23 protein-coding genes and 1 pseudogene are annotated in these 22205 nt (G+C 68.9%); 11 read left to right on the forward strand and 13 right to left on the reverse strand.

The window, feature by feature from the left end; translation table 11 throughout:
• Positions 1 to 92 precede the first annotated feature (92 nt).
• From htpG to E2F46_RS09765, 3 genes are all read right to left on the reverse strand, one after another.
• Positions 93 to 1988, reverse strand: coding sequence for a molecular chaperone HtpG (htpG, locus tag E2F46_RS09755; protein WP_133321902.1), 1896 nt, complete (start codon positions 1986 to 1988; stop codon positions 93 to 95).
• Between the two features lie 231 nt (positions 1989 to 2219).
• A complete protein-coding gene (locus tag E2F46_RS09760) occupies positions 2220 to 2675 on the reverse strand; it encodes a PA2169 family four-helix-bundle protein (RefSeq protein WP_133321903.1) in 456 nt (151 codons plus the stop codon).
• Between the two features lie 147 nt (positions 2676 to 2822).
• Positions 2823 to 3560, reverse strand: coding sequence for a hypothetical protein (locus E2F46_RS09765; RefSeq protein ID WP_133321904.1), 738 nt, complete (start codon positions 3558 to 3560; stop codon positions 2823 to 2825).
• A 92-nt stretch (positions 3561 to 3652) separates the two neighbouring features.
• Here E2F46_RS09765 and E2F46_RS09770 point away from each other — a divergent pair, with 92 nt between their 5' ends.
• Complete coding sequence (locus E2F46_RS09770; RefSeq protein ID WP_133321905.1) at positions 3653 to 4213, forward strand: YdeI/OmpD-associated family protein; 561 nt, start codon at positions 3653 to 3655, stop codon at positions 4211 to 4213.
• A 137-nt stretch (positions 4214 to 4350) separates the two neighbouring features.
• Here the strand turns inward: E2F46_RS09770 and E2F46_RS09775 are convergent, their stop codons facing one another.
• The 3 genes from E2F46_RS09775 to E2F46_RS09785 all read right to left on the reverse strand — a co-directional run bounded on the left by E2F46_RS09775 (position 4351) and on the right by E2F46_RS09785 (position 5929).
• Positions 4351 to 4965 (reverse strand): fasciclin domain-containing protein, encoded by a 615-nt coding sequence (locus E2F46_RS09775; protein WP_133321906.1) that lies wholly within the window; start codon positions 4963 to 4965, stop codon positions 4351 to 4353.
• 376 nt (positions 4966 to 5341) lie between these two features.
• Entirely contained in the window at positions 5342 to 5605 is a 264-nt protein-coding gene (locus tag E2F46_RS09780; protein WP_133321907.1) for a hypothetical protein, read from the reverse strand.
• A gap of 12 nt (positions 5606 to 5617) precedes the next feature.
• A complete protein-coding gene (locus tag E2F46_RS09785; RefSeq protein ID WP_133321908.1) occupies positions 5618 to 5929 on the reverse strand; it encodes a YkgJ family cysteine cluster protein in 312 nt (103 codons plus the stop codon).
• Positions 5930 to 6187: 258 nt separating this feature from the next.
• On the opposite strand from E2F46_RS09785, the gene E2F46_RS09790 reads away from it, so the two are divergent.
• The 3 genes from E2F46_RS09790 (at position 6188) to E2F46_RS09800 (ending at position 8341) form a co-directional block, all read left to right on the forward strand.
• Positions 6188 to 6457: a hypothetical protein gene (locus E2F46_RS09790; protein WP_133321909.1), complete on the forward strand. Its 270-nt coding sequence runs from the start codon at positions 6188 to 6190 to the stop codon at positions 6455 to 6457.
• 101 nt (positions 6458 to 6558) lie between these two features.
• Positions 6559 to 7536, forward strand: coding sequence for a zinc-binding dehydrogenase (locus E2F46_RS09795; RefSeq protein WP_133321910.1), 978 nt, complete (start codon positions 6559 to 6561; stop codon positions 7534 to 7536).
• Positions 7529 to 8341, forward strand: coding sequence for a DUF2071 domain-containing protein (locus E2F46_RS09800; protein WP_207949562.1), 813 nt, complete (start codon positions 7529 to 7531; stop codon positions 8339 to 8341). The genes E2F46_RS09795 and E2F46_RS09800 overlap by 8 nt, the downstream gene beginning before the upstream one ends.
• A 74-nt stretch (positions 8342 to 8415) precedes the next feature.
• Here the strand turns inward: E2F46_RS09800 and E2F46_RS09805 are convergent, their stop codons facing one another.
• The 3 genes from E2F46_RS09805 to E2F46_RS09815 are packed head-to-tail and all read right to left on the reverse strand — an operon-like array spanning position 8416 to position 10098.
• Entirely contained in the window at positions 8416 to 8901 is a 486-nt protein-coding gene (locus E2F46_RS09805; RefSeq protein WP_133321911.1) for a nuclear transport factor 2 family protein, read from the reverse strand.
• A 30-nt stretch (positions 8902 to 8931) separates the two neighbouring features.
• Positions 8932 to 9666, reverse strand: coding sequence for an SDR family oxidoreductase (locus tag E2F46_RS09810; protein ID WP_133321912.1), 735 nt, complete (start codon positions 9664 to 9666; stop codon positions 8932 to 8934).
• A gap of 39 nt (positions 9667 to 9705) precedes the next feature.
• Complete coding sequence (locus tag E2F46_RS09815; RefSeq protein ID WP_133321913.1) at positions 9706 to 10098, reverse strand: Atu4866 domain-containing protein; 393 nt, start codon at positions 10096 to 10098, stop codon at positions 9706 to 9708.
• Positions 10099 to 10197: 99 nt separating this feature from the next.
• On the opposite strand from E2F46_RS09815, the gene E2F46_RS09820 reads away from it, so the two are divergent.
• Complete coding sequence (locus tag E2F46_RS09820) at positions 10198 to 11109, forward strand: LysR family transcriptional regulator (protein ID WP_133321914.1); 912 nt, start codon at positions 10198 to 10200, stop codon at positions 11107 to 11109.
• A 3-nt stretch (positions 11110 to 11112) separates the two neighbouring features.
• Here the strand turns inward: E2F46_RS09820 and E2F46_RS09825 are convergent, their stop codons facing one another.
• On the reverse strand, positions 11113 to 12264 hold the full coding sequence (locus tag E2F46_RS09825; protein WP_133321994.1) for a mechanosensitive ion channel family protein: 1152 nt from the start codon (positions 12262 to 12264) through the stop codon (positions 11113 to 11115).
• A gap of 164 nt (positions 12265 to 12428) precedes the next feature.
• Between E2F46_RS09825 and E2F46_RS09830 the strand changes: the two genes are divergently transcribed.
• From E2F46_RS09830 to E2F46_RS09840, 3 genes and pseudogenes are all read left to right on the forward strand, one after another.
• The gene (locus E2F46_RS09830) at positions 12429 to 13694 is read left to right on the forward strand and encodes a putative DNA modification/repair radical SAM protein (RefSeq protein WP_133321915.1); all 1266 of its coding nucleotides are present in this window, start codon (positions 12429 to 12431) and stop codon (positions 13692 to 13694) included.
• A pseudogene (locus E2F46_RS09835) lies at positions 13691 to 14500 on the forward strand (TIGR03915 family putative DNA repair protein); the annotation flags it as partial. The gene E2F46_RS09830 and the pseudogene E2F46_RS09835, both read left to right, overlap by 4 nt.
• A 104-nt stretch (positions 14501 to 14604) precedes the next feature.
• Positions 14605 to 15171, forward strand: coding sequence for a TlpA family protein disulfide reductase (locus E2F46_RS09840; protein ID WP_165967423.1), 567 nt, complete (start codon positions 14605 to 14607; stop codon positions 15169 to 15171).
• Positions 15172 to 15191: 20 nt separating this feature from the next.
• On the opposite strand, the gene dbpA is transcribed toward E2F46_RS09840, so the two are convergent.
• The 3 genes from dbpA to E2F46_RS09855 all read right to left on the reverse strand — a co-directional run bounded on the left by dbpA (position 15192) and on the right by E2F46_RS09855 (position 19642).
• The gene (dbpA, locus tag E2F46_RS09845) at positions 15192 to 16574 is read right to left on the reverse strand and encodes an ATP-dependent RNA helicase DbpA (RefSeq protein ID WP_133321918.1); all 1383 of its coding nucleotides are present in this window, start codon (positions 16572 to 16574) and stop codon (positions 15192 to 15194) included.
• 77 nt (positions 16575 to 16651) lie between these two features.
• Positions 16652 to 18514, reverse strand: coding sequence for a DUF885 domain-containing protein (locus E2F46_RS09850; protein ID WP_133321919.1), 1863 nt, complete (start codon positions 18512 to 18514; stop codon positions 16652 to 16654).
• 84 nt (positions 18515 to 18598) lie between these two features.
• Positions 18599 to 19642: a LysR family transcriptional regulator gene (locus E2F46_RS09855; RefSeq protein WP_133321920.1), complete on the reverse strand. Its 1044-nt coding sequence runs from the start codon at positions 19640 to 19642 to the stop codon at positions 18599 to 18601.
• Between the two features lie 123 nt (positions 19643 to 19765).
• Here E2F46_RS09855 and E2F46_RS17460 point away from each other — a divergent pair, with 123 nt between their 5' ends.
• From E2F46_RS17460 to E2F46_RS09865, 3 genes are read left to right on the forward strand one after another with little or no spacing between them, the layout of a single operon-like run.
• Positions 19766 to 20011 carry a hypothetical protein gene (locus E2F46_RS17460; RefSeq protein ID WP_165967424.1) on the forward strand — a complete coding sequence of 82 codons (246 nt, stop codon included), beginning with the start codon at positions 19766 to 19768 and terminating at the stop codon, positions 20009 to 20011.
• Positions 20008 to 20838, forward strand: a complete 831-nt coding sequence (locus tag E2F46_RS09860) for an SDR family oxidoreductase (protein WP_165967425.1) — start codon at positions 20008 to 20010, stop codon at positions 20836 to 20838. Before E2F46_RS17460 ends, E2F46_RS09860 begins: the two co-directional genes overlap by 4 nt.
• Positions 20825 to 22039, forward strand: coding sequence for an efflux RND transporter periplasmic adaptor subunit (locus E2F46_RS09865; protein WP_133321922.1), 1215 nt, complete (start codon positions 20825 to 20827; stop codon positions 22037 to 22039). The genes E2F46_RS09860 and E2F46_RS09865 overlap by 14 nt, the downstream gene beginning before the upstream one ends.
• Positions 22040 to 22205 lie beyond the last annotated feature (166 nt).

Consider the following 22205-nt stretch of genomic DNA (forward strand, 5'->3'; position numbering starts at 1 on the left):
GCAATCACTGCCTCACATGAAAAAGAGCCGGGCATCTGCCCGGTCTTCCACCTTGCCGCATGCAACAACTTGCCGCATGCAACAAGAAGCCGTCACCCCAGCAGCAGGCGGTTCACGCGCTGGATGAAGGCGGCGGGATCGGGCAGCGGTGCGCCTGCGGCGATCTCGGCCTGCTCCAGCAGCAAGGTGGCGAGGTCGCCGGCCTTGGCATCGTCGCTTTCACCTTCGATCCGCTGCAACAGGGCGTGCTGGGGATTGATCTCCAGGGTCGGCTTGCTGTCGGGGATGTCCTGCCCGGCCTCGCGCAGCAGGCGTGCGAGGTGCGGTGCCATGTCGTAGTCGGCCAGCGCCAGGCACGAAGGCGAGTCGGTCAGGCGCGCGGACACGCGCACGTCCGCCACGCGCTCGCCCAGCAGCGACTTGATCCGTTCGACCAGCGGCGCCGCGGCCTGCGCGGCTTCGTCCTGCTTCGCCTTGTCGGCGGCATCGAGCGGCAGTTCGCCCTTGGCGACGTTCTTCAGCGGCTTGCCGGCGTACTCGTGCAGGTGGCCGAGCATCCATTCGTCGATGCGGTCGAACATCAGCAGGACCTCGATGTCCTTCGCGCGGAAGGCCTCGAGCTGCGGGCTGCCGGCGGCGGCCTTGTAGCCATCGGCGGTGATGTACCAGATCGGGTCCTGCCCCGGCGGCATGCGGCCAACGTAGTCGTCCAGCGAGACGGCCTGCGTCGCGCCTTCGCCCTTCGTCGAGGCGAAGCGCAGCAGCTTCGCGATGCGCTCGCGGTTGCCGTGGTCCTCGACGATGCCCTCCTTCAGCGTGTTGCCGAAGGCCTTGAGGAAGGCGGCGAACGCCTCCGGCTCGTCGCGCGACAGCTTCTCGATCAGGTCCAGCACGCGCTTCACGCAGGCGCCGCGGATGCGTTCGAGCTGGCGGTTCTGCTGCAGGATCTCGCGGCTGACGTTGAGCGGCAGGTCGTCGGCGTCCACCACGCCACGCACGAAGCGCAGGTAGTTGGGCAGCAGTTCCTCCGCCGCGTCCATGACGAAGACGCGCTTGATGTACAGCTTGAGACCCTTGCGCTCGTCGCGCCCGCCCAGCATCAGGTCGAACGGCGGTTGCGCCGGCAGGTACAGCAGGGTGGTGAAACTCTGGCTGCCCTCGACGCGGTTGTGGGTCCACGCGGCGGGATCGTTGAAGTCGTGGCCGAGGGACTTGTAGAAGGCCTTGTAGTCGTCGTCGGGGATGTCGGACTTGGATTTGGTCCACAACGCAGACGCGTCGTTCGCGGTTTCCCATTCCGGCGCGGCCTCGGCCCTGGCGTCCTCGCCTTCGGCGGCCGGCGGCGCCTCCTTCGGCATGCGGATCGGGAAGGCGACGTGGTCGGAATACTTGCGCACCAGCGAACGCAGCTTCCAGCCATCGAGGAAATCGTCCTCGCCGTCCTTGAGGTGCAGCACGATGGTGGTTCCGCGTTCGGGCAGCGTGGCGGCATCGAGCGTGTACTCGCCGCGGCCGTCGCTTTCCCAACGCACGCCGTCTTCGGGCGCGGCGTCGGCGCGGCGGGTGAGTACGGTGACGCGGTCGGCGACCACGAAGGCCGAGTAGAAGCCGACGCCGAACTGGCCGATCAGGCGTGCGTCGGCCTTCTTCTCTTCGCCCAACGCTTCCAGGAAACGGCGCGTGCCCGAGCTGGCGATGCTGCCGATGTTGGCGACCACCTCGTCGCGCGACATGCCGATGCCGTTGTCGCGGAGGGTGACGGTGCGCGCGGCCTTGTCCCAGCTCACGTCGATGTGCAGTTCACCGTCGCCGGCGGTCAGGGCGGGATTGGCGATGGCCTCGAAGCGCAGCTTGTCGCAGGCATCGGAGGCGTTGGAGATCAACTCGCGCAGGAAGATTTCCTTGTGCGAGTACAGCGAGTGCGTCACCAGGTGCAGGACCTGGGCGACTTCGGCTTCGAACTTGCGGGTTTCGGTGGTGGTGGTCATGGCGCTCCCTGGCGTGCCTTGGCTGGGCAGGGATATGCGCGCAGCGCAGCCGATTTCAAGCGCGGCCGGTCGAAGCCCATCCGCGGCGAGGCGTGCCCTGCCGCGAGGCCGTACGGCAAGCGGCCGGGCGCGGCGTACGGCGTCCCGACTAAAAAAGCCCCGGCAGGACCGGGGCTTTCGCAGTGCGTCGCCGACCCTCCCCGCGGACAGGGAGGGCCCGGGACCGGCGACTTACTTGACGGCCTTCAGCGCCGCCTTGCGGTTGCGCATGATGTCGTGGCACTGCACCACGCGTGGCATGTACTTCTCGGCGGCGGCGCGGGCCGGGGCCGGGGTGCCGCTGTCGTTGATGGTGTCGCGGAAGGCTTCCAGCAGGCGGTCTTCCGACTCCTCCAGCTCGGCCACGTAGGCATAGTTGGTGTCGCCCAGCGCGGCGCGGGTCTTGCCGTACAGCTGGTGCATGCTGCCGACCATGGTGCCCTTCTCGGCCGGCTCGCCGCCGGCGGCGGCCACGTCGACGCTGAGGCCGTTGACGATCTCGCGCTTGTGGCCGGCCATCTGGTTGAACAGCGAAGCCAGCTCGGGATCCTTCACCTTCTCGGCGGCCTCGCCGTAGAACTCGCTGCCATCGCGCGCGATTTCGATGAGGTCGTTGAGGCTGTGCTGGATCTTCTTTTCCATGTTCATGGCGTGACTCCTTGGGGGAAAGTGCAGCTACTTTCCGCGATCGCCCATGAAGCCCGCGTGCAGCATCGCGCATTCACGGAATGCGCGGACCGATGCGTTGAACTTTGTGCAGCGCGCGCGAAGAAGGCGCGCCGCGAACTGCGTCGATCACCAGATCATCCGCAACATGGCGGCATCGATCGCAGTGCCCGGCAACACGTACGCGGGCGCCAGGTGCACCACGAGGAAGAAGGGCACGCCCCACAGCGTCTGGCGATGTACCCGGCGCAAGGTCAGCAGGTCGTACGCCACCAGGATGGCGCCCAGCGCGAGCAGCCCGGCCATCGTCAACGGCACCGCGGGCAGTCCGGCGAACACCGGCAGGCTGAACACGCGCACGAGTGCCGGCGACATGATGGCGAACATGGCCAGCAGCATCAGCCGCTTGTGCGCATCGGCCTGCGTGCGCATGGCGATCGCGCGGGACAACAGCGTGGCGTAGGCCACCAGCGCACCGAAGTTGCCCCACAGCACCATGCTGACCATGCCCCGTCGTGCGTCGACGTCGATGCCGCCCAGCCGCCACTGCGTGGGCATCTGCGCCATCGTGTGCAGCGACGTGACGATGACGGCGACGGCGAGCACCACGCCAAATGTCCCCAGGCGGCGATGCAACGCGGTGCGCCCGCCGGCCACCAGCAGCGCCTGCACCGCGAACAGCACGAACCAGGCCGTGACCACGATGCCGTGCACCTGCTGGTGCAGCGGCAGCGGCTGGGAAGGCCGGAACAGCGTGCCCCAGAAACCCAGCACCACCGAGGCCAGCAACAGCAGCCCCATCGCCGGGAAGAACAGGCCGCGTCGCCGCGTGCGCGGCATGGCGTGGGACGTGGCGACGGAGGACATGGGCATTGGCCTTCTGGCGGCGGACATCAGGGGGTTCCAACGCGACTCGTGGTCGCGAACGGACGGTGGCAGGCCAGTGCTATCGTGCGGCCATGCCCAGGACAATCGAAAAAATTGCCTTCAAGGCGACATTGCAGCGGCCCGCCGAGCCGAAGGACGCCACATGGACCTTCCTGGTGCTGCCATCAGGCGCCAGCGCGAAGCTGCCGGCACGCGGCATGGTGACGGTGGAGGGCACGCTGGCCGGGCAGTCGTTCCAGGCCACGCTGGAACCCGATGGCGAAGGCAGCCACTGGCTGAAGGTGGACAAGGCGCTGCATGAATCCGCCGGTGTCGACGCGGGCGATACGGTCGCACTCGAGGTTGCACCGGTGCGGGAAGAACCCGAGCCGAAAGTGCCGCCCGACGTACGCAAGGCGCTGGCCGATCATCCTGCCGCGATGGCGACCTGGCAGGACATCACCGCGATTGCGCGGCGCGACTGGATCCACTGGATCACGTCGGGCAAGAAGGCCGAGACACGCGTCAAGCGCATCGCCACGGCGTGCGACATGCTGGGCTCGGGCAAACGTCGCGCGTGTTGCTTCGACCGTTCCGGCAAGTACAGCCGCGGCAACATGGGCGCGCCGAGGGCAGCGGACCGCAAAGCCTGATCGGTGGGTGGGCGCAGGAAGGGGAGACGACGATGGCCGTCTCCCCCGGGAACGCGCAGGCCAGACGAGTCGCCCGCGCGCAAACCTGGCGATACGCAAGGTGCGCATGCCGGTGCGGGCATGCGCACCGGCACCGCTTACGGCATCAGCACCGTGTCGATCACGTGGATCACGCCGTTGCTCTGGCGCAGGTCGGCGGTGGTGACGGTGGAGGTGCCGCCCTGGGCGTCGGTCAGCGTGACGGTGCCGCCGTCGGCGCGCGCGGTGAGCGTGCCGCCCTGCACCGTGGTCAGCGTGGCGCTGCCGCCACCGGCTTCGATCTGCTGCACCAGCGTGGCGGCATCCACGTTGCCCGGCACCACGTGGTAGGTCAGGACGCCGGTCAGGTCGTCGCGGCGCTCGGGCGTGAGCAATCCGTCCACGGTGCCGGCCGGCAGCTTGTCGAACGCGGCGTTGGTCGGCGCGAACACGGTGAACGGACCGGTGCCCTTCAGCGTGTCGACCAGCCCCGCCGCCTGCACCGCAGCGACGAGCGTGGTGTGGTCGGGCGACGCGATGGCGCCATCGACCACGTCGCCGGTCGCGGCGGACGCATCGCCATAGGCCATGCCGGCATCGGCGACGGGCGCGCTTTCGGCCACTTCGGTGCCGACGGCATCGGCGTCTGCGGTGGTGTCGGCCGGCGTGTCGGCGGCGCAGGCGGTCAGGGTGAAGGCTGCAAGCAGTGCGGCGGTAAGCATCGAGGTCTTCATCGGTTCGGTCTCCTGGGCGATGTTCCCGGCCGGATGGCGCGGGAGGTCCGGCGTGATGACCGGATGTGATCGCCAATACGCGGCAGACGCGCGGGTAGATGCATCACGCGGCGCTAACAAATGAGGCGCCACGCGGCGACAGGGGAAAGTGCGCGGCGCAACGCCCGCATTCCGACTGGCGTCGGATCGCGCCATGACCCAAGCGCTCAGCGCAGGTCGCCAGGGCCATGGACGAGTTCCCGCGCCGACGCCAGCGACGCCAGCAGGTCACATGCATCGAAGCCTCGCCCAAGGTGCGCGTGCCGGCGGTCTTCTGGTTTCCCCGCAAGAGGCGCGAGCGGCACTCGATTGAACGCTGGCGTGTCGAAAGGCTGGCTTAGCGGGCGCGCTTGCGCGTCGGCGGATCCGCCGCGCGCGACGGTGCACCTGGATCGGCATCGATCCGGGTGAGCGTTCGTGTGGTGCCGAGAACCTCGACTTTTCCGCCGGACTTGCGGAAGGCATCCATGTCGTCGGCGATGCGTTCGCGGGTGAGCGTTGGCGACTGTTTCGGCTTGCGCGAAACGGACGTGCGGCCGGTTTTGGCGCTTTCGCCCGCGGGCGGAGCGGAGATGGCGCCGGGGCGCTTGGGACGCGGCATGTCGCTTTCTCCTCAGTACATCTGCAGCGGGATGCCGCGGCGGTTGCGGTCGCTGTAGTCGGCGCGCACGTCGTTGCAGTACGGGCCGGCCATGACGAAACGCCTGCAGACGTCAGGGCGGGTGTCGTAGATCCCGCAACGCATGTGCGCGGCATCGATGGCCACGCACCAGCCCTCGGCATCGCGCGCCATCACGTCGAGACCGGCAGCGGTGGTGTCGGTAAGGTGTGTCGGAATGCGGTCTTCCGGCTGCAGTACCACCGTCAGTCGGCAGCAGACGGCGTCGCAGCGCTCGCAGAGGGCGGATGCAGTGCTACAGGCCATCAGGCGAGCTGTCGCGGGCGTCGGCGCCAGGCATGCGGCACTCCCGTGGGGGCTTCGACCGTGCAGGGAGGAAGCGGGGGAAGAAGCGCAGCGAGCGACACGAAGCGCAGTCGGACGGCACGCGAAGGCTGGCAACGCGCCAGTGAAAGGACTCGCGGCGTCCATCCTACGCCCATTGGTGGCGACGCGCCTGTGCAAGACCCGTGCCGTCACGGCAACGATTCAGGCGCATACTCGGTGCTCCGATGGAGCCATCACATGCCGAAGCACCAGATCGCGTTCTTCACCTTCACCTTGGGCCGGCGCGAGAGCATCGGGCCCATCCCGCTGCGCGCGATGTGGGCGCGCGCAAGTGGCATCGCCGACGCCGGCGTCGAGCGCAAGGTCGTGCGCGGCGACGAGGAGCGGCCGCTCTACACGCTGTATGCGCCGCAGCACCTTCCGGACCTGCCCGGCGTGGAGCAGCGCCTGCGCGTGCTGCTCGAGGCGGCGCACCTCAAGGCGTCGCTTCGTGCCGTGTACATGTAGCGCGTCGCCGGCGCCTGGTCCTGGCGCAGGTCGCGCACCGACCGCGACAGGGATGCCGTGAATGCGTTAGCGTCGGCGCACCATCCAGAGGGCCTCCTTCCATGCGCAGCGCCATCCACCACACTTTCGGCGAGCCTGCCGATGTCCTGGTCGTTGAACAGGCGCCGGTGCCGCAGCCCGGGCCCGGTGACGTGCGCATCCGCACCACGCTCGCGTCGATCCACAACCACGACCTGTGGACGATCCGCGGCCAGTACGGCTACAAGCCGGCGCTGCCGGCGATCGCGGGCAGCGAGGCCCTGGGCGTGGTGGACGCACTGGGCGAGGGGGTCGAAGGCATCGCCATCGGCCAGCGCGTCAACGCCGCCTCCGGGCGTGGCACCTGGGCCGAGTATTTCACCGCATCGGCAAGGATGGTCATCCCGATGCCCGATGCGATCGACGACCAGACCGCCGCACAGCTCATCGCCATGCCGCTGAGTGCGCTGATGCTGCTGGAGTTCCTGCAGGTCGAGCGCGGGCAGTGGATCGTGCAGAACGCGGCCAACGGTGCGGTCGGCAAGACGCTGGCGATGCTGGCGGCGGCGCGCGACATCCCGGTGCTCGGCCTGGTGCGTCGCGATGCCGCCGTCGATGAGATGACGGCATTGGGCGTCGACCACGTGGTGTCGACTGGCGCCGAAGACTGGAAGCGCAAGGCGCGGGCGATCCTCGGCGAAGCGGGTGCGCGCGCCGCCGTGGATTCGGTCGGCGGGCAGGCGAGCGCCGACCTGCTGTCGCTGCTCGGCAACGACGGCACCCTGGTGTCGTTCGGCGCGATGGGCGGCGAAGCGATGCTCGTCCCGCCGGGCGAGATGATCTTCAAGCACGCCACGGTCAAGGGCTTCTGGGGCAGCAAGGTCAGTCGCGAGATGCCGGTGGCCGACAAGCGCCGCCTGGTGGGCGAGCTGATCCAGCGCGCCGCCGCGGGCGAACTGAAGCTGCCGGTCGATGCCGTCCACGACCTGGCGGACGTGGCCAGGGCTGCCGCCGAAAGCCTGCGCCCGGGGCGGGGAGGCAAGGTGTTGTTGCGTGTCTGACGCAGGCGCAGTGGACATGCCGGAAGGCGCGCTTCGCTTCGACCATGCACTGACCGAGCGCCCCCCACCTGCAGGCATCGACGTGCTTTGCAAGCTCCAGCACTTCGCGATCATCACCTACGCCTTCGATCCAGCAAGATTCGCCGGCGTGATGCCACCGAGGTTCCGGCTCGACACGGTGACGATCGACGGACGGCAGCGCGCGCTGCTTTCGGTCGTGCCGTTCGTCGACGTCGATTTCACCTTGGCCGCCCGCCCCTTCCTGAAGTTCCGGATGGGGCAGACCAACTACCGCATCTACATCATCGATACCCTGACCGGCGAGCGCTGCGTCTGGTTCATCGGAACGACGCTGGACTCGTGGACGCGCGTCGTGCCGTACCGGCTTTGGAACCTGCCCTGGTATGGCGGCAAGGTGCGATTCGATTGCGAACAGGATGCCGATGGCCGGTATCTGCGCTACCAGATGGTTACCAGGGCGGATTGGGCGCCTGCCACGATGTCGCTGGTCGGCGTACCGGATGTCGATCCGTCGTTGGCTGGATTTTGCGATCCGGAATCCGGGTTGGTGTACCTGACGCATCCGCTGCGTGGTTATTACCATCGGCGCGATGGCCGACTGGGCACCTACCACGTCTGGCATGCGCGGCTGAAGGTCGCCCCGGCACGTTTGCTGCACGCGGATTTCGGCTTGCTGGACCGTCTCGGACTGGTCACGCGCGAGGAACAACAACATCCCCATAGCGTCCTGGTCGAACCACTCAACGAGTTCACGATCTACTTGCCTCCGCGCGTACTGGATTGACTGGAAAGGTCGTCCATCCAGGGCGGCGCGTGGCCTGCCCGGCCCTTGCTCCGGCGCACTCGCCGCGGCATCCGTCAGCGCATCAACTGCTCGAGTGCCCACGTATCCAGGAAGGCGATGACGCGGACGATCTTCCCGTCCTCCAGCACCATGTGCCAGGCGTAGTGGTTGCGATAGGCGCTGCCGTCGGTGGCGGTGGCCACGCCGTTCCATACCACCACCACGGTGTCGCCTTGCGCCACGATGTGCCGCACCGTCGGTGAGATCGGCGTGGACAGGCGCGCGATGATCGGCGCCACGGCATCGTCCATGAAGGCCGCCTTCGAGCGATAAATGCCCGAGACCGGGCTGAAGCCGGCGACGGTCCATTCGACGTCATCGTGCAGCAGGTCGAAGACGCTGCCGGTGCCGGCGCGCCAGGCCTCGAAGGCTGCGCGTACAAGCGCGGTGTTGCTGGCCGCGGTGTCGACGGCCGGTTCGCGTGCCGCGACGGGCGACGACAGCATCAGGGCAATGAGGATCGCGCCAAGGCTGCGCAGGTTGCGGGTTCGGGCATGCATGGTGGATCTCCTGTGGAAAGGGATGCGCGGTCACGCCGGACTGGCGACGGGGCGCACCACGATGTCGGTGGTGTCGACGTCGGCGGGCTGGTTGATCGCGTGCGCGATGGCGTCGGCGATGGCCTCGGGCTTCAGCGCGATCTTGCGGAAGTCGTCGATGGCCTTCGCCGTATCGGCGTGGGTGATGGTGTGCGCGAGCTCGGACTCGACCACGCCGGGGTACACGCAGGTCACGCGGAGGGTGTCGTTCTCCTGGCGCAGGCCATCCGAGATCGCGCGCACCGCGAACTTGGTGGCGCAGTAGACCGCGGCGGTCGGCATGACGTACAGGCCGCCGATCGACGACACGCTGATCAGGTGGCCGCTGCGCTGCGCCTGCATCGTGGGCAGGACGGCGGCGATGCCGTGCAGCACGCCCTTGATGTTGACGTCGACCATGCGGTCCCATTCGTCGACCTTCAGCGCCGCCATCGGCGACAGCGGCATCACGCCGGCGTTGTTGACCAGCACGTCGATGCGGCCGAAGCGTTGCAGCGCCAGGTCGGCGAAGGCCTGCATGCTGTCGCGGCGGGTCACGTCGAGGGCGCTGGCGACGGCGGTGCCGCCATTGGCGATGATGTCGGCGGCCAGGGCGTCGAGGCGCTCGGTGCGGCGTGCACCGAGCACGACGTTCGCGCCTTGTGCGGCCAGCACCTTCGCCGTGGTTTCGCCGATGCCGCTGCTGGCGCCGGTGATCAGTACCACCTTGTTCTGGATGTTGTTCATATTGATCTCCTTGCGGTTGCGTTGGGGGGCATGTGCGACTCAGCGGTCGCCGCCGGCGGCGTTGCGCGAAGGCGTTTCGCGGCGCAGCACCATGCCACCGTGGTGCAGCACGTCGTCGATGAAGGTGCCGTCGGCGGTGAATCCGGTGTCGTCGACGTAGTCGATGTGCCGGCCGGTCACGGTGTAGCGGCCCTGGTACGCACTGGCGCGGCTGCCGCGGGCCTCGTCGTACCGGCCCACGCCATTGCGGTCGGGCGGCAGCAGTTCATGGCGGACATGGCCATCGGCGGTGACCCACATGCCGACGTACGGGTGGTCGGCATCAGGACGGGCAGGTGCGCCGGTCGGTTCGACGGCGTCGCCGGCGCTGCAGGCCAGCAGGGCGGTGGCGAGGGTTGCGCCGAGGGCGTGGTGGCGAATGGAATCCGGCATCGGGAGGCTCCGGTGTGGGTGGGGACACACACCGTAGGACCCCGGCAGTGTCGAGAGAAGCCGGTAATTGCTGTCTACATTGGTTAGTATTGCTTTCCAATGACGCCCGATCTCAATCTGCTGCGGGTGTTCCAGGCCGTCGCCGAGGCGGGCAATTTCCGTGCCGCGGCCGACCGGCTGGGGGTCACCCGCTCCGCCGTCAGCCAGGCCATCCGCAAGCTGGAAGACGGGCTTGGCATCGCCCTGGTGCTGCGCTCCACCCGCAGCGTGCGCCTGACCGAGGCCGGTGCACGGCTGCATCGGCAGGTGACGGGCCCGCTGGCGGCGATCGGCAATGCGCTGGACGACGCGCTGGACGACGGCCCGCCGCGCGGCCTGCTGCGCGTGGCGGTGACCTCGATCGCCGAGCCGTTCCTGTCGGGCCCGCTGGTGGCCACGTTCGCCGAGGCCTATCCGGGCATCGTGCTCGACGTGACCGTGACCGACGCGGAGTTCGACATCGTCGCCGCGGGCTTCGACGCCGGCGTGCGGCTGGGCGAGGTGGTCGAGCAGGACATGATCGCGATCCCCGTGGGCGGCGAGCAGCGCGAAGTGGCGGTGGCGTCGCCGGCCTATGTCGAACGCAACGGGACGCCCGCGCACCCGCGTGAGCTGGTGTCGCACCGCTGCATCGGCTGGCGGCCCGCGCCCGACGTGGCGCCGTGGCGATGGGAGTTCGAGGAAGACGGGCGCGCCTTCGACGTCGCCGTGCAACCGCAGGTCACCACCAACGACCTGCAGCTGATGGTACGCACGGCGCTGGCCGGTGGCGGCATCACCTTCGGGCCGGAACAGTGCTTCAGCCCATGGATCGCGCGTGGCGAACTGGTCCCGATGTTGCTGGACTTCACGCAACCGTTCGCGGGCTTCTACCTGTACTACCCGAACCGGCACAACCCGCCGCAGAAACTGCGCGCGCTGGTCGAACACGTGCGCGCGGCGAACCTGCGAGGCGCAGCCCCGTCGCGCTGACCGTCATGTCGCGCCCGGCGGCGTCGCGATGCGCTCGGCGCCGCCATCCTCCGCGCCGGGCGATCCGGTGTGGCCTGGCGGCGCGGAATGGGCGCGGCCTGGCGACGGCTCGCCTTCGCGTTCGCGCGACAGCTCCGCGCGCATGCGCGGCAACGCCTCGGGACGGTGCGCGTCGAGGTAGGCCACCATGCCCTCGCGGACTGCGCAGCGCAGGTCGAACAGGTCGCCGGAATTGCGCGCGCTGACCAGCAGGCGGACTTCGATGGTGCGCTCGGTGGTGTCGGTCACCTGCGCCACGCACACGCGCCGGTCCCAGCGCGGATCGCCTTCGCAGATGCGCTGCAATTCGGCGCGCACATCGGCCATCGGCGTGCGGTAGTCCAGCCACAGGAAGGTGGTGCCGAGCAGCTGCGCGCTGGTACGCGTCCAGTTCTGGAACGGGTTCTCGACGAACCATTGCAGCGGTACCACCAGCCGCCGCTCGTCCCAGATGCGCACCACCACGTAGGCGCTGGTGATCTCCTCGATGCGGCCCCATTCGCCATCGACGATGACCACGTCGTCGAGCCGGATCGGCTGGGTCAATGCGATCTGCAGGCCGGCGATCAGGTTGCCGAACACCGGGCGCGCCGCGATGCCGGCCACCAGGCCGACGATGCCGGCCGACGCCAGCAGCGTGGCGCCGACCTGGCGGATCGCCGGGAAGGTCATCAGCGCCAGCGCGACGCCCACCAGCACGATCGCACCCTGCACCACGCCGGCCACCACGCGCGTCTGCGTCTGCACGCGGCGCGCGGCCAGGTTGTCCTCGATGTCGACCGGATGCTCGCGCAGGATGCGCGCTTCCACGGCATCCACCGCGCGTACCAGCAGCCAAGTCCCGCAGAGCAGGATGCCGACGCCCAGCCAGTGCTCGATACGGTCGATGGTGCTTTCTGCCAGAGGCGTCGCCGATACCGCCATCCACAGGAACGCCAGCGGCAGCGCCACGGCGAGTGGCTTGGCGACCACGCCGACCATGCGCGCACGGCGGCGCGTGGCCGCGTGCGCGCGTGCACGGCGCGCCACCGCATGCAGGCCAAGGTGCACCAGCATGCCGAGTGCCAGTGCGACGAACAGCGGCCACGCGACCGCGGTGAGGTAGGGCCAGTCCATCGACGGCATCCAGCCAGCCTTCGTCATCGAATGGCTGCCCATGGTGACGCGGACGCCGTGGACAGGATGTCGAATGACGCCGTCGCGGGCGGATTCAGCAAGCTGACGCGGGTGCCGTGGCTGTCTCACGGATTGAGATGCGCGCGTGTCAGCGTGCGCCGGCCATGGAACTGATGCAGAAGCTGGCCGTCCTGGCCGATGCCGCCAAGTACGACGCCTCCTGCGCTTCCAGCGGCGCGGGCCGGCGCGATTCGCGCCGCGGCGGGGGCATCGGCAGCACCGAGGGCATGGGCATCTGCCACTCGTACACGCCCGATGGCCGCTGCGTCTCCCTGCTCAAGGTGCTGCTGACAAACTTCTGCATCTACGATTGCGCCTACTGCGTCAACCGCGTCAGCAGCAACGTGCGCCGCGCGCGGTTCGCCAGCGACGAAGTGGTGCGGCTGACGCTGGATTTCTACAAGCGCAACTACATCGAGGGCCTGTTCCTCTCCAGCGGCATCATCCGCAACGGCGACTACACCATGGAGCAACTGGTGGAAGTGGCGCGCTGCCTGCGCGAGGACCACCGCTTCGCCGGGTACATCCACCTCAAGACGATTCCCGAGGCGTCGCCGGAGCTGATCGAACGCGCCGGGCGTTACGCCGACCGGTTGAGCATCAACGTCGAATTGCCCACCGAGGACGGGCTGAGGCAGCTCGCCCCGGAGAAAACCGCAGGCGGCATCCGCGCGGCGATGGGCCGGGTGAAGGATGGCATCGCAGACAATCGCGCAGAGCGCCGTGAACATGCGCGCAAGACGTTTGCGCGCGCGAGGCCGCCGCGGTTCGCGCCGGCGGGACAGAGCACGCAGATGATCGTCGGCGCGGATGGCGCAAGCGATGGCACCATCCTCCACGCCAGCCACGCGCTGTACCGCGGCTATCGCATGCGCCGCGTGTACTACTCGGCGTTCTCGCCGATCCCCGATGCCTCCGCGCAGCTGCCGCCACGCGCGCCGCCGCTGCAGCGCGAGCATCGGCTGTACCAGGCGGACTGGCTGTTGCGCTTCTACGGGTTCGACGTGGGCGAGATCGTCGCGCCGGGCGATGATGCCACCGGCGGCGGCATGCTCGACCTCGACATCGATCCGAAGCTGGCGTGGGCGCTACGCCATCCGCAGCTGTTCCCGGTCGACCTCAACCGCGCGCCGCGCGAAACGCTGCTACGCGTGCCCGGGCTGGGCGTGCGCAACGTCGCGCGCATCCTCGCATCGCGCCGGCATGCACGGCTGCGGCTGGACGACCTCACGCGCCTGCGCGCGCCACTGGTGAAACTGCTGCCTTTCATCAGCGTGCTGGACCACCATCCACGCCAGCGCCTGGACGACCCGGCGCGCCTGCGCGCGGAACTTGCGCCGAAGCCACGGCAGGCGGACCTGTTCGGATGAGCTGGCAGGCGCGGGTGGACCCGCCGTGGAGCCTGTCGTCCTGGCGCGCGCTGGCACGGCATGGCTGGTGCGCAGGCATCGCGCCGGAGGGCATCGACTGGGACGTGCAGGCGCAGGCGGGGCTGCTGGGCACGCGCGCGTTGCCCGATGCGGCGGTGGTGCGCGACGCGCCTGCGGTGCCGTCGCGGTTCCTCGCGCTGGCCGAATGCGTGGTGTGCCATCGCGATGCCGCGCGCCACGCCCTGCTGTACCGCGTGCTGTGGCGCATCGCCAGCGGCGAACCCGGCCTGCTGGAGCGCGCGGTCGATCGCGACGTGCATGCGCTGCAGCGGATGGCGCAGGACGTGCGCCGCGACACCCACAAGATGAAGGCGTTCGTACGCTTCCGTGCGATCCCGGGCGCCGACGATGCGTTCGCCGCGTGGTTCGAGCCGGGGCACCTGATCGTCGATCGCGTGGCGCCGTTCTTCGTGCGCCGCTTCACCGGCATGCGCTGGTCCATCGTCACGCCGGACCGCAGCGCCTGCTGGGATGGCGAGGCGCTGTGGCTGGGGCCGGGCGGCCAGCGCGACGACGTGCCCCCGGAAGACGCCGGCGAAGCCCTATGGCGCACCTATTACGCCAACATCTTCAATCCCGCGCGGCTCAACCTGCGGATGATGCGGCAGGAGATGCCGCAGAAATACTGGCACCTGCTGCCGGAAACGCACGCCCTGCCGGTGCTGCTGCGCACTGCGGGCGAACGCGTGCAGGCGATGGCCGAACGCGAGGCGCAACCGGTGCGGCGGCGCATCCCGGGACGGCCGCCGCAGCGCTGAGGCTTGGGGTGCTTGACGGCGACGCGGCGAGGCGCGATGGTCGCGCTGGCCGCGTCGCCACGACGGGCGAAGGGGACCGACGAATGGGAAGGATGCGATGGATCGTGGGTGCGATGGCGGTCGCGCTGGGCATGGCGGCGCTGCATGCAATGCCCGCGCTGGCATCACCGGACGTCGGCGAAGTGCCGCCGGACTATCTTGGCAAGACGCCGAAGGGCGAGGAGATCCGGATCAGCGAACATCGTGGCAAGGTGCTGGTGGTGACGTTCTGGGCCTCCTGGTGCCCGCACTGTCGTCGCCAGTTCCCGGTGCTCGATGCGCTGCAGCAGCACATCGACCCGTCGCAGCTGCGCGTGGTGGTGGTCAACTTCAAGGAAGACACGCCGACCTACCGCGCCATCCTGCGCCAGGCGCGGGATTCGGCGGTCACGTGGACGCATGACCGCAGCGGCGCCGTGTCCGACGCCTACGGCGTCAACTCGGTCCCGCACACCTTCGTGATCGACAAGGCCGGCCTGGTGGCCAACGTCAGCAGGGGATACTCCGCCGATTCGATCCAGGCGTTCGGCGCCGTGATCGACGAGCTGCTGGCCGAGCCGCCGCCGAACGAAGATCCGCCAGCGGCCGAGCCTGTCGCCAGCTTCGCGCCGGGTGCCTGAACGAGCGTTTCGCGCGGTGGCTAAAGCCGGTTGACCCGGAACTTGCGGCCCTTGATCTTGCCCTCGCGCAGGCGGGTCAGTGCCTTGCCCGCCTGCGCGCGCGCGATGGCGACGTAGCTGCGGGTGGCGAAGACGTCGATCTTGCCGATCGCATCCTTGTGCAGCCCGGCATCGCCGGTCAGTGCGCCGACGATGTCGCCGGGGCGCAGCTTGTCGGTCCGCCCGGCGTCGATGCGCAGCGTCGCCATCGCCGCCGCGGGGACGTTGCCGGGCTTGCCGGCCAGCGGCTGCACGCGCTCCCACCGCAGGGACTGGCCGATGCGTTCGGCCACCAAGTCGGCGCGCGGCCGCTCGCGCGGTGCGCACAGGCTCAGTGCCAGGCCATCTCGGCCGGCGCGACCGGTGCGGCCGATGCGATGCTGGTAGATGTCGGCGTCGTGCGGCAGCTCGTAGTTGACCACCGCGCCGATGTCCTCCACGTCCAGCCCGCGCGCGGCGACGTCGCTGGCCACCAGCACGCTGCAGCTGCGGTTGGCGAAGCGCACCAGTACCTCGTCGCGGTCGCGCTGGTCCATGTCGCCGTGCAGCGCCAGCGCGGAGAAGCCGTAGTGCTCCAGCGAACCCGCGACCTCGGCGACCTCGGCGCGGGTGTTGCAGAACACCACCGCCGACGCGGGCATGAACTGCAGCAGCAGCGCGGCCAGCGCCTGCACCCGGCGCGCGGGTTCGACCTCGAAGAAGCGCTGTTCGATCGTCGCCGGCTGCGCGCCGCCTTCGATGCTGACTTCCCGTGCATCGCGCAGCATGGCATTGCCGAGGGCACGGATGGCCTCGGGGAACGTGGCCGAGAACAACAAGGATTGACGATCCTTGGGCAGGCGCTTGACCAGGTCGCGGATCGCCTCTTCGAACCCCATGTCGAGCATGCGGTCGGCTTCGTCCAGCACCAGCGTGCGCACGCCACGCAGGTGCAGGGCCTTCTTCGCGACCAGTTCCTGCAGGCGCCCGGGCGTGCCGACCACGACGTGCGGGTCGTGTGTCAGCGACGCGAGTTGCGGCCCCAGCGGAATGCCACCGCACAGGATCGACACCTTGAGGTTCGGAATGCCCACCGCCAGCTTGCGCAACTGCTTGCCCACCTGGTCGGCCAGCTCGCGCGTGGGGCACAGCACCAGTGCCTGCGTCTGGATGCGCGCGGGGTCGAGCCGCGCCAGCAGCCCCAGCCCGAAGGCCGCGGTCTTGCCGCTGCCGGTCGGCGCTTGTGCGATCAGGTCGCGTCCGTCGAGGATCGCCGGCAGCGCCTGCGCCTGGACCGGCGTCATCGCGGCATAGCCCAGGGCATCGATGCCCTGCAGCAGGGCGGGCGGAAGGGGCAGCGCGGTGAAAGGTGTGGACTCGCTCATGCGGACATGATCGCAGGTCCGGAGACGACACCGCCGGCAGGTGCCGGCGGTGTGCGTGGATCAGGGCGCGTGCCCGGTCACGCCGCCTTCTGGCGCTCGATCCACTGGTCCACGCGACGCTCCAGCAGGTCCAGCGGCATCGCGCCGCCGCCGAGGATGGTGTCGTGGAAACCCTTGATGTCGAAGCGCTCGCCCAGCTCGGCCTCGGCCTTCCTGCGCAATGCCTGGATCCGGATCATGCCGACCTTGTAGGCGGTGGCCTGGCCCGGCATGATCAGGTAGCGCTGGATCTCCGACTCCATCGCCGCCTGCGGGATCGAGCCGTTCTCGCGGAAGTAATCCAGCGCCTGCTGCTGGGTCCAGCCCTTGGCGTGCATGCCGGTGTCCACCACCAGGCGGATCGCGCGCCACATTTCCGACATCAACCGGCCGTAGTCGGAATACGGGTCTTCATAGGTGCCCGGCATTTCCTTCGCCAGCCACTCCGAATACAGGCCCCAGCCTTCGGCGTAAGCCGTCGAGTTATAGCGCGTGCGGAACACCGGGATGCCCTGCAGTTCCTGCGCGATCGAGATCTGCATGTGGTGGCCGGGCAGGCCCTCGTGGTATGCGATGACCTCCATCTCGGTCTTCGGCATCGCGTCCATGTCCGACAGGTGCGCGTAGTAGATGCCGGGGCGCGAACCATCGGCGAGTCCGGGGTAATAGTGCTGCGCGGCACCGTCCTGTTCGCGGAAGGGTTCGACGCGACGCACCACCAGGTCGGCCTTGGGCAGGATGCCGAAGTACTGCGGCAGCACCTGCTTGATGTTGTCGATCGCCGCGGTGGCATCGTCGATGTAGGCCTGGCGGCCGGCATCGGTATTGGGATACTTGAACTGCGGATCGGTGTTGATGAACTCGAAGAAGGCCTGCAGGTCGCCTTCGAAGCCCACCGTGTCCTTGATCGCCTCCATCTCGCCGCGCAGGCGCGCCACTTCATCCAGGCCCAGCTGGTGGATCTCGTCGGCGGTCATTGCCGTGGTGGTGTTCTGCTTGAGCTGGTAGGCGTAGTAGTCGGCGCCGTTGGGGTGGGTGGTGCCCACGCCGGCGGGGTTGACCAACGCATTCGCCTGCTCCTGCTCGCTCCAGGCGATGAGTGCGTCGTAGGCCGGCTTGACGTGTTCGACCAGGGCCGTGCGCGCCTGCTGCTTCAATTCGGCGGCGCGTTCGGCGGTGATGGTGCCGCCCTCGGCAAGGGCGTCGGCCTTGCGCTGCAGGTCGGCCCACAGCGCGCTGTCGGCGCCGCTGTCGAACGGCGCACCGCTGACCACCTTGCGCGACTGGTCGATCACGCCTTCGAACGCGAACCGTGGCGGGCGGATGCCGTCCGCGGCAGAGGCGCGCGCATTGTCCAGCAGCTGGTCGAAGAACCGCGGCACCTGGCCCAGGCGCGACAGGTAGGCTTCGTAATCCTGTTCGTCCTCCACCTGGTGGAAGTTGATCAGGAAGGTCGGCAGCATGCTGTGCATGCCGTTCATCTGGTCGAACGGATACCCGTTGCGCAGGAAGGCCATGCCGTCGCGCGCGTCCTCGTACTGGCGCTTCCACAGGTCCCACGACAGTTTCGTGTCGTCGTCGAGGTGGTCGTAGTTGAAGTCGGCCTCCATCTTCGCGACCGAGGCTTCCAGCCAGGCCAGCCGCTTGTTCATGCCGTCCTCGGAGGCATCGTCGAGCTGGTCGTTGAGCTCCTTGCTGCCGTAGAAGGTCAGCATCACCGGGCTGAAGCGCATCCACTCCTCGTACTGCGCATCGAACCACGCGTTGGCGCGCTGCGATTCGTTGCGGACTTCTTCTGCGCTGGGTGCGGCCGCGGCAGTCGAGTTGCCCGGCTGCGGCGAGCAGGCGGCAAGGGCGAGGGCCAGCGCGAGCGCGCTGCAGGCAAGGACGGGACGACGCATCGGGCGGGCTCCTGGGACGGGAAAGCGCCCAGTGTGCCCGCGCCCCGGGCGCCGCGACCAGTGCGTTTGGTCACGCGCGACGGTTCAGCCCGAGGTGACCGCCTCCAGGATGCGCTTGCCGGTGCGGATGTCGGCGGCCGCTTCCGCCTCGACGGCATCGGCAGCCGCGTCCCCGCCATGCGTGCCATCGCAGTGCTGCTGCATCAGCGGGCAATGCGTGCTCATGTAGTCGATCTCGAGGTTCAACCGCTCCAGCAGGAAGTCGACGAAAGCGCGCACCTTCGGCGACTGCGCATGGCCGCGCGGGAACACCGCATTGAGCTGGTACTCGCCGCCGGTCCAGCCTGCCAGCACGCGCTTGACCATCCCCTGTTCGACGAACGGCTTGACCATCACGTCCGCGGCGATGGTCAGGCCTTCGCCGCAGAGCAGCGCACCCTTCCAGGCCGAGGGATCGTTGGCGACCAGGATCGGATTGACCGGGAACGCCTGGCGGCCGTTGCCATCGTCGAGGAAGAAGGCATAGCCGTTGCCGTTGCGGTTCTTCGGGCTGGCCAGGGTGCGGTGGTACTGCAGCTCGTCCGGATGCAACGGCTCGCCATAGCGGGCGATGTAGGCGCTGCCGGCGTACACCTGCGTGTGCAGCACGCTCAGCTTGCGCGCGACCAGCGTCGAATCGGGAAGGTCGCCGAAGCGCAACGCGACGTCGATCTCGCCGGCGATCAGGTCCAGCGGCTCGTTGCTCAGCAGCATCTCCACGCGCACTTCCGGATGGCGCGAATGGAACTCGCCCAGCAGCGGCGCGATCTTGTCGATGCCGATCGAATACGGCGCGGTGAAGCGCAACCAGCCGCGCGGGCCGGCCTGCAGCTGGCTGACGGCGCTTTCGGCTTCGTTGAGGTCGCGCGCGATGCGTTGCGAATGTTCGAAGTACACGTTGCCCGCTTCGGTCAGGCCCAGCTTGCGCGTGGTGCGATGGAGCAACTGCGCGCCGAGGCGCGTTTCGAGTTCCTGCACCTTGCGGCTGACCGTGGTCTTGGGCAGGCGCAGCGACTTGGCGGCGCCGACGAAACTGCCATGTTCGACCACCTTGACGAAGATCAGGGTGTCGTTGAGATCGTGCGACATGAGGGGCTCCGGAAGGGGAAGTGGTTTAGCCCACCTGCGGGATAATTATTCCCTTAATTCTGGACTAATCAAGTCCTGCTTTGATGCGTATCGTGCTCGCCATTCCCCACGAGGCCTGCCGCCATGCGCAGCTCCCCGCGTCGCCATCTCTCCTATGCCAGCTTCATGCTGCTGCTGGCAGCGGACGTGCTGGTCCTGTCGATAGTCGTTCTGGATCAATTGCTTACCGTGCCGGAGGCCTGGCTGGTCGGGTTGTCCGCCGTGCTCACCCTCGCGGCGATGCCGGCCCTGCTGAAGCTGTCGGATGCGGTGTTCGCGATGGCCCGCCGGCACCGGAATGTCCCGTGGACGGGAGAATCATTCCCATGAACGGGATAATCGATAACGGGACAATCGCCCCGGCCCTGCTGGTGCTGGGCGCAGGCGGCGAAGCCGGCCGCGGCGTGGTGCGTGCCGCGCTGGACGATGGCCGCGCCGTGGTCGCGGTGTCGCACGACGCTGCCGCCCTGCAGGCGTTGCGCGGTGCGCATCCCCGCGCCCCGCTGCGCACGCTGCAAGCCTCGGTCGCCAGCGACGGCGACGCAGCCGGACTTGCCGCGCGCCTGCGTGCGCTGCGTATCGGGTTCGACGGCGTGGTGGCCAGTCTGGTGGGAGACCACCCCTGCGGTCGCCTGGTCGAGCAGCCGGACAGCGTGCTGCGCAAGACCCTCGACGAGGACCTGATGCCGCACCTGTTCGCGGCGCGCCATCTGTTCCCGATGCTGTCGGAACATGCCGCGTCGGGCTACGTGCTGATCGGTGGGCCGGGCGGCGACTATCCGTGGGCCGGGTACGGGCACTGCTCGATCGCCGCCGCGGCACTGCGGATGATGGCGCGCGTGCTGCATGACGAAGCCGCCCGGCACGGCCTGCACGTGCAGTTGCTGGCGCTGGATGCGCCGCTGGATGGCACCCGCGCCGCGCACGATGCTGCGGCATTCGATCGCGCCACGACCACCGGTCGCCGTGCGCTGGCGATGCTCGACATCGGCCGGGAAACCCTCCGCCCGTCGCATCCGGACAGGCACCGCGCCGTGCCGCGACACCCCACCGACCACTTGCCCGCACGCGAACTGCGCGATGCGCGGGCGTTGCTGTCCTCGCTCTCCGTCCTTCCTCCCACCTCCCCAGGGATCCTCCACGATGAAGCCTTCTGATGCCGCCGCGGCACGCGAGCCGCGCAACGAGTTGTTCGACCCCGTCGTCTTCCGCCCCGTCGTCGCTGCCCTTGCGCTTGCGCTCCTGATCGGGTGCAGCAGCCAGGCGGCGCCCGGCGAAGGCGCCCCGCCGCCGCCGGAAGTCAGCGTGGCGCCCGTGCTCTCCGAACAGGTCCGCCAGTGGGACGACTTCACCGGCCGCGTGCAGGCGGTGCAGAGCGTCGAGCTGCGCCCGCGCGTGAGCGGCTATGTCGAGCGCGTGGCCTTCACCGAAGGCCAGGACGTGCGCATGGGCGACCTGCTGTTCGTGATCGACCCGCGGCCGTATCGCGCCGCTCTGGCGCAGGCACAGGCGCAGCTGGAGCGCGCGCGCAGCGAAGCGCTGCTGGCCAACGCGCAGAACGCGCGTGCACAGGCGCTGGTGGATGCGAAGGCGATCTCGCGCGAGGAGTTCGAGACCCGCAATGCCGCCACCGCCCAGGGCAACGCCGCGGTGCGCGCGGCCGAAGCCGCCGTCACCGCCGCGCGGCTCAACCTCCAGTACACCGAGGTGCGTGCACCCATCGACGGCCGCGCAGGTCGTGCGTTGGTGACGGTCGGCAACCTCGCCCAGGCCGACGCCACCCTGCTGTCGACCGTGGTCTCGCAGGACCCGGTGCATGTGTACTTCGAAGCCGACGAACGCACCTGGTTGCGCTATGCGCAGCTCGCACGCGACGGCGAGCGCGACGGCACCGGCAATCCCGTGCGGGTCGGGCTGGCCAGCGATGAAGGCCATCCGCACACCGGCACCGTCGATTTCGTCGACAACCACGTCGATCCGGCCACCGGCACCATCCGTGCGCGTGCGGTGCTGCGCAATCCGGACGGCGTGTTCACGCCCGGCCTGTTCGCGCGCGTGCAGCTGGAAGGCAGTGGCCAGTTCCAGGCACTGCTGGTCGACGACAAGGCGGTGCTGACCGACCAGGACCGCAAGTACGTCTACGTGCTGGACGAAGGCGATACCGCACAGCGCCGCGACGTGGTGCTTGGGCCGATGATCGACGGCCTGCGCGTGGTCGAGCGCGGCCTGGCGCCCGGCGACCGGGTCATCGTCAACGGCGTGCAGAAAGTCTTCATGCCGGGCATGCCGGTATCGCCGCAGCCCGTGGCGATGCGCGACGCGACGCCGCCACGCGTGGCCAGCGCCGGCGTGCAGTAACCCGCAGCGCACCTCGCCTGGAGCTGCAAGGGGCGAGGTGCGCGAACGTACCGCTCCGTTCGCCATGGAAGGTGCGCGGGGCGTCCCCTGGGCCGTTCGCTGCCAAGCGGCAGGACGGCCTCCTCCGGCTGGCGACCCTTCCACGGCCCCTCTCCCCGAACCGGGG

Origin of the sequence: Luteimonas aestuarii (assembly GCF_004357985.1) — a bacterium.
GTDB classification, from domain to species: domain Bacteria; phylum Pseudomonadota; class Gammaproteobacteria; order Xanthomonadales; family Xanthomonadaceae; genus Luteimonas; species Luteimonas aestuarii.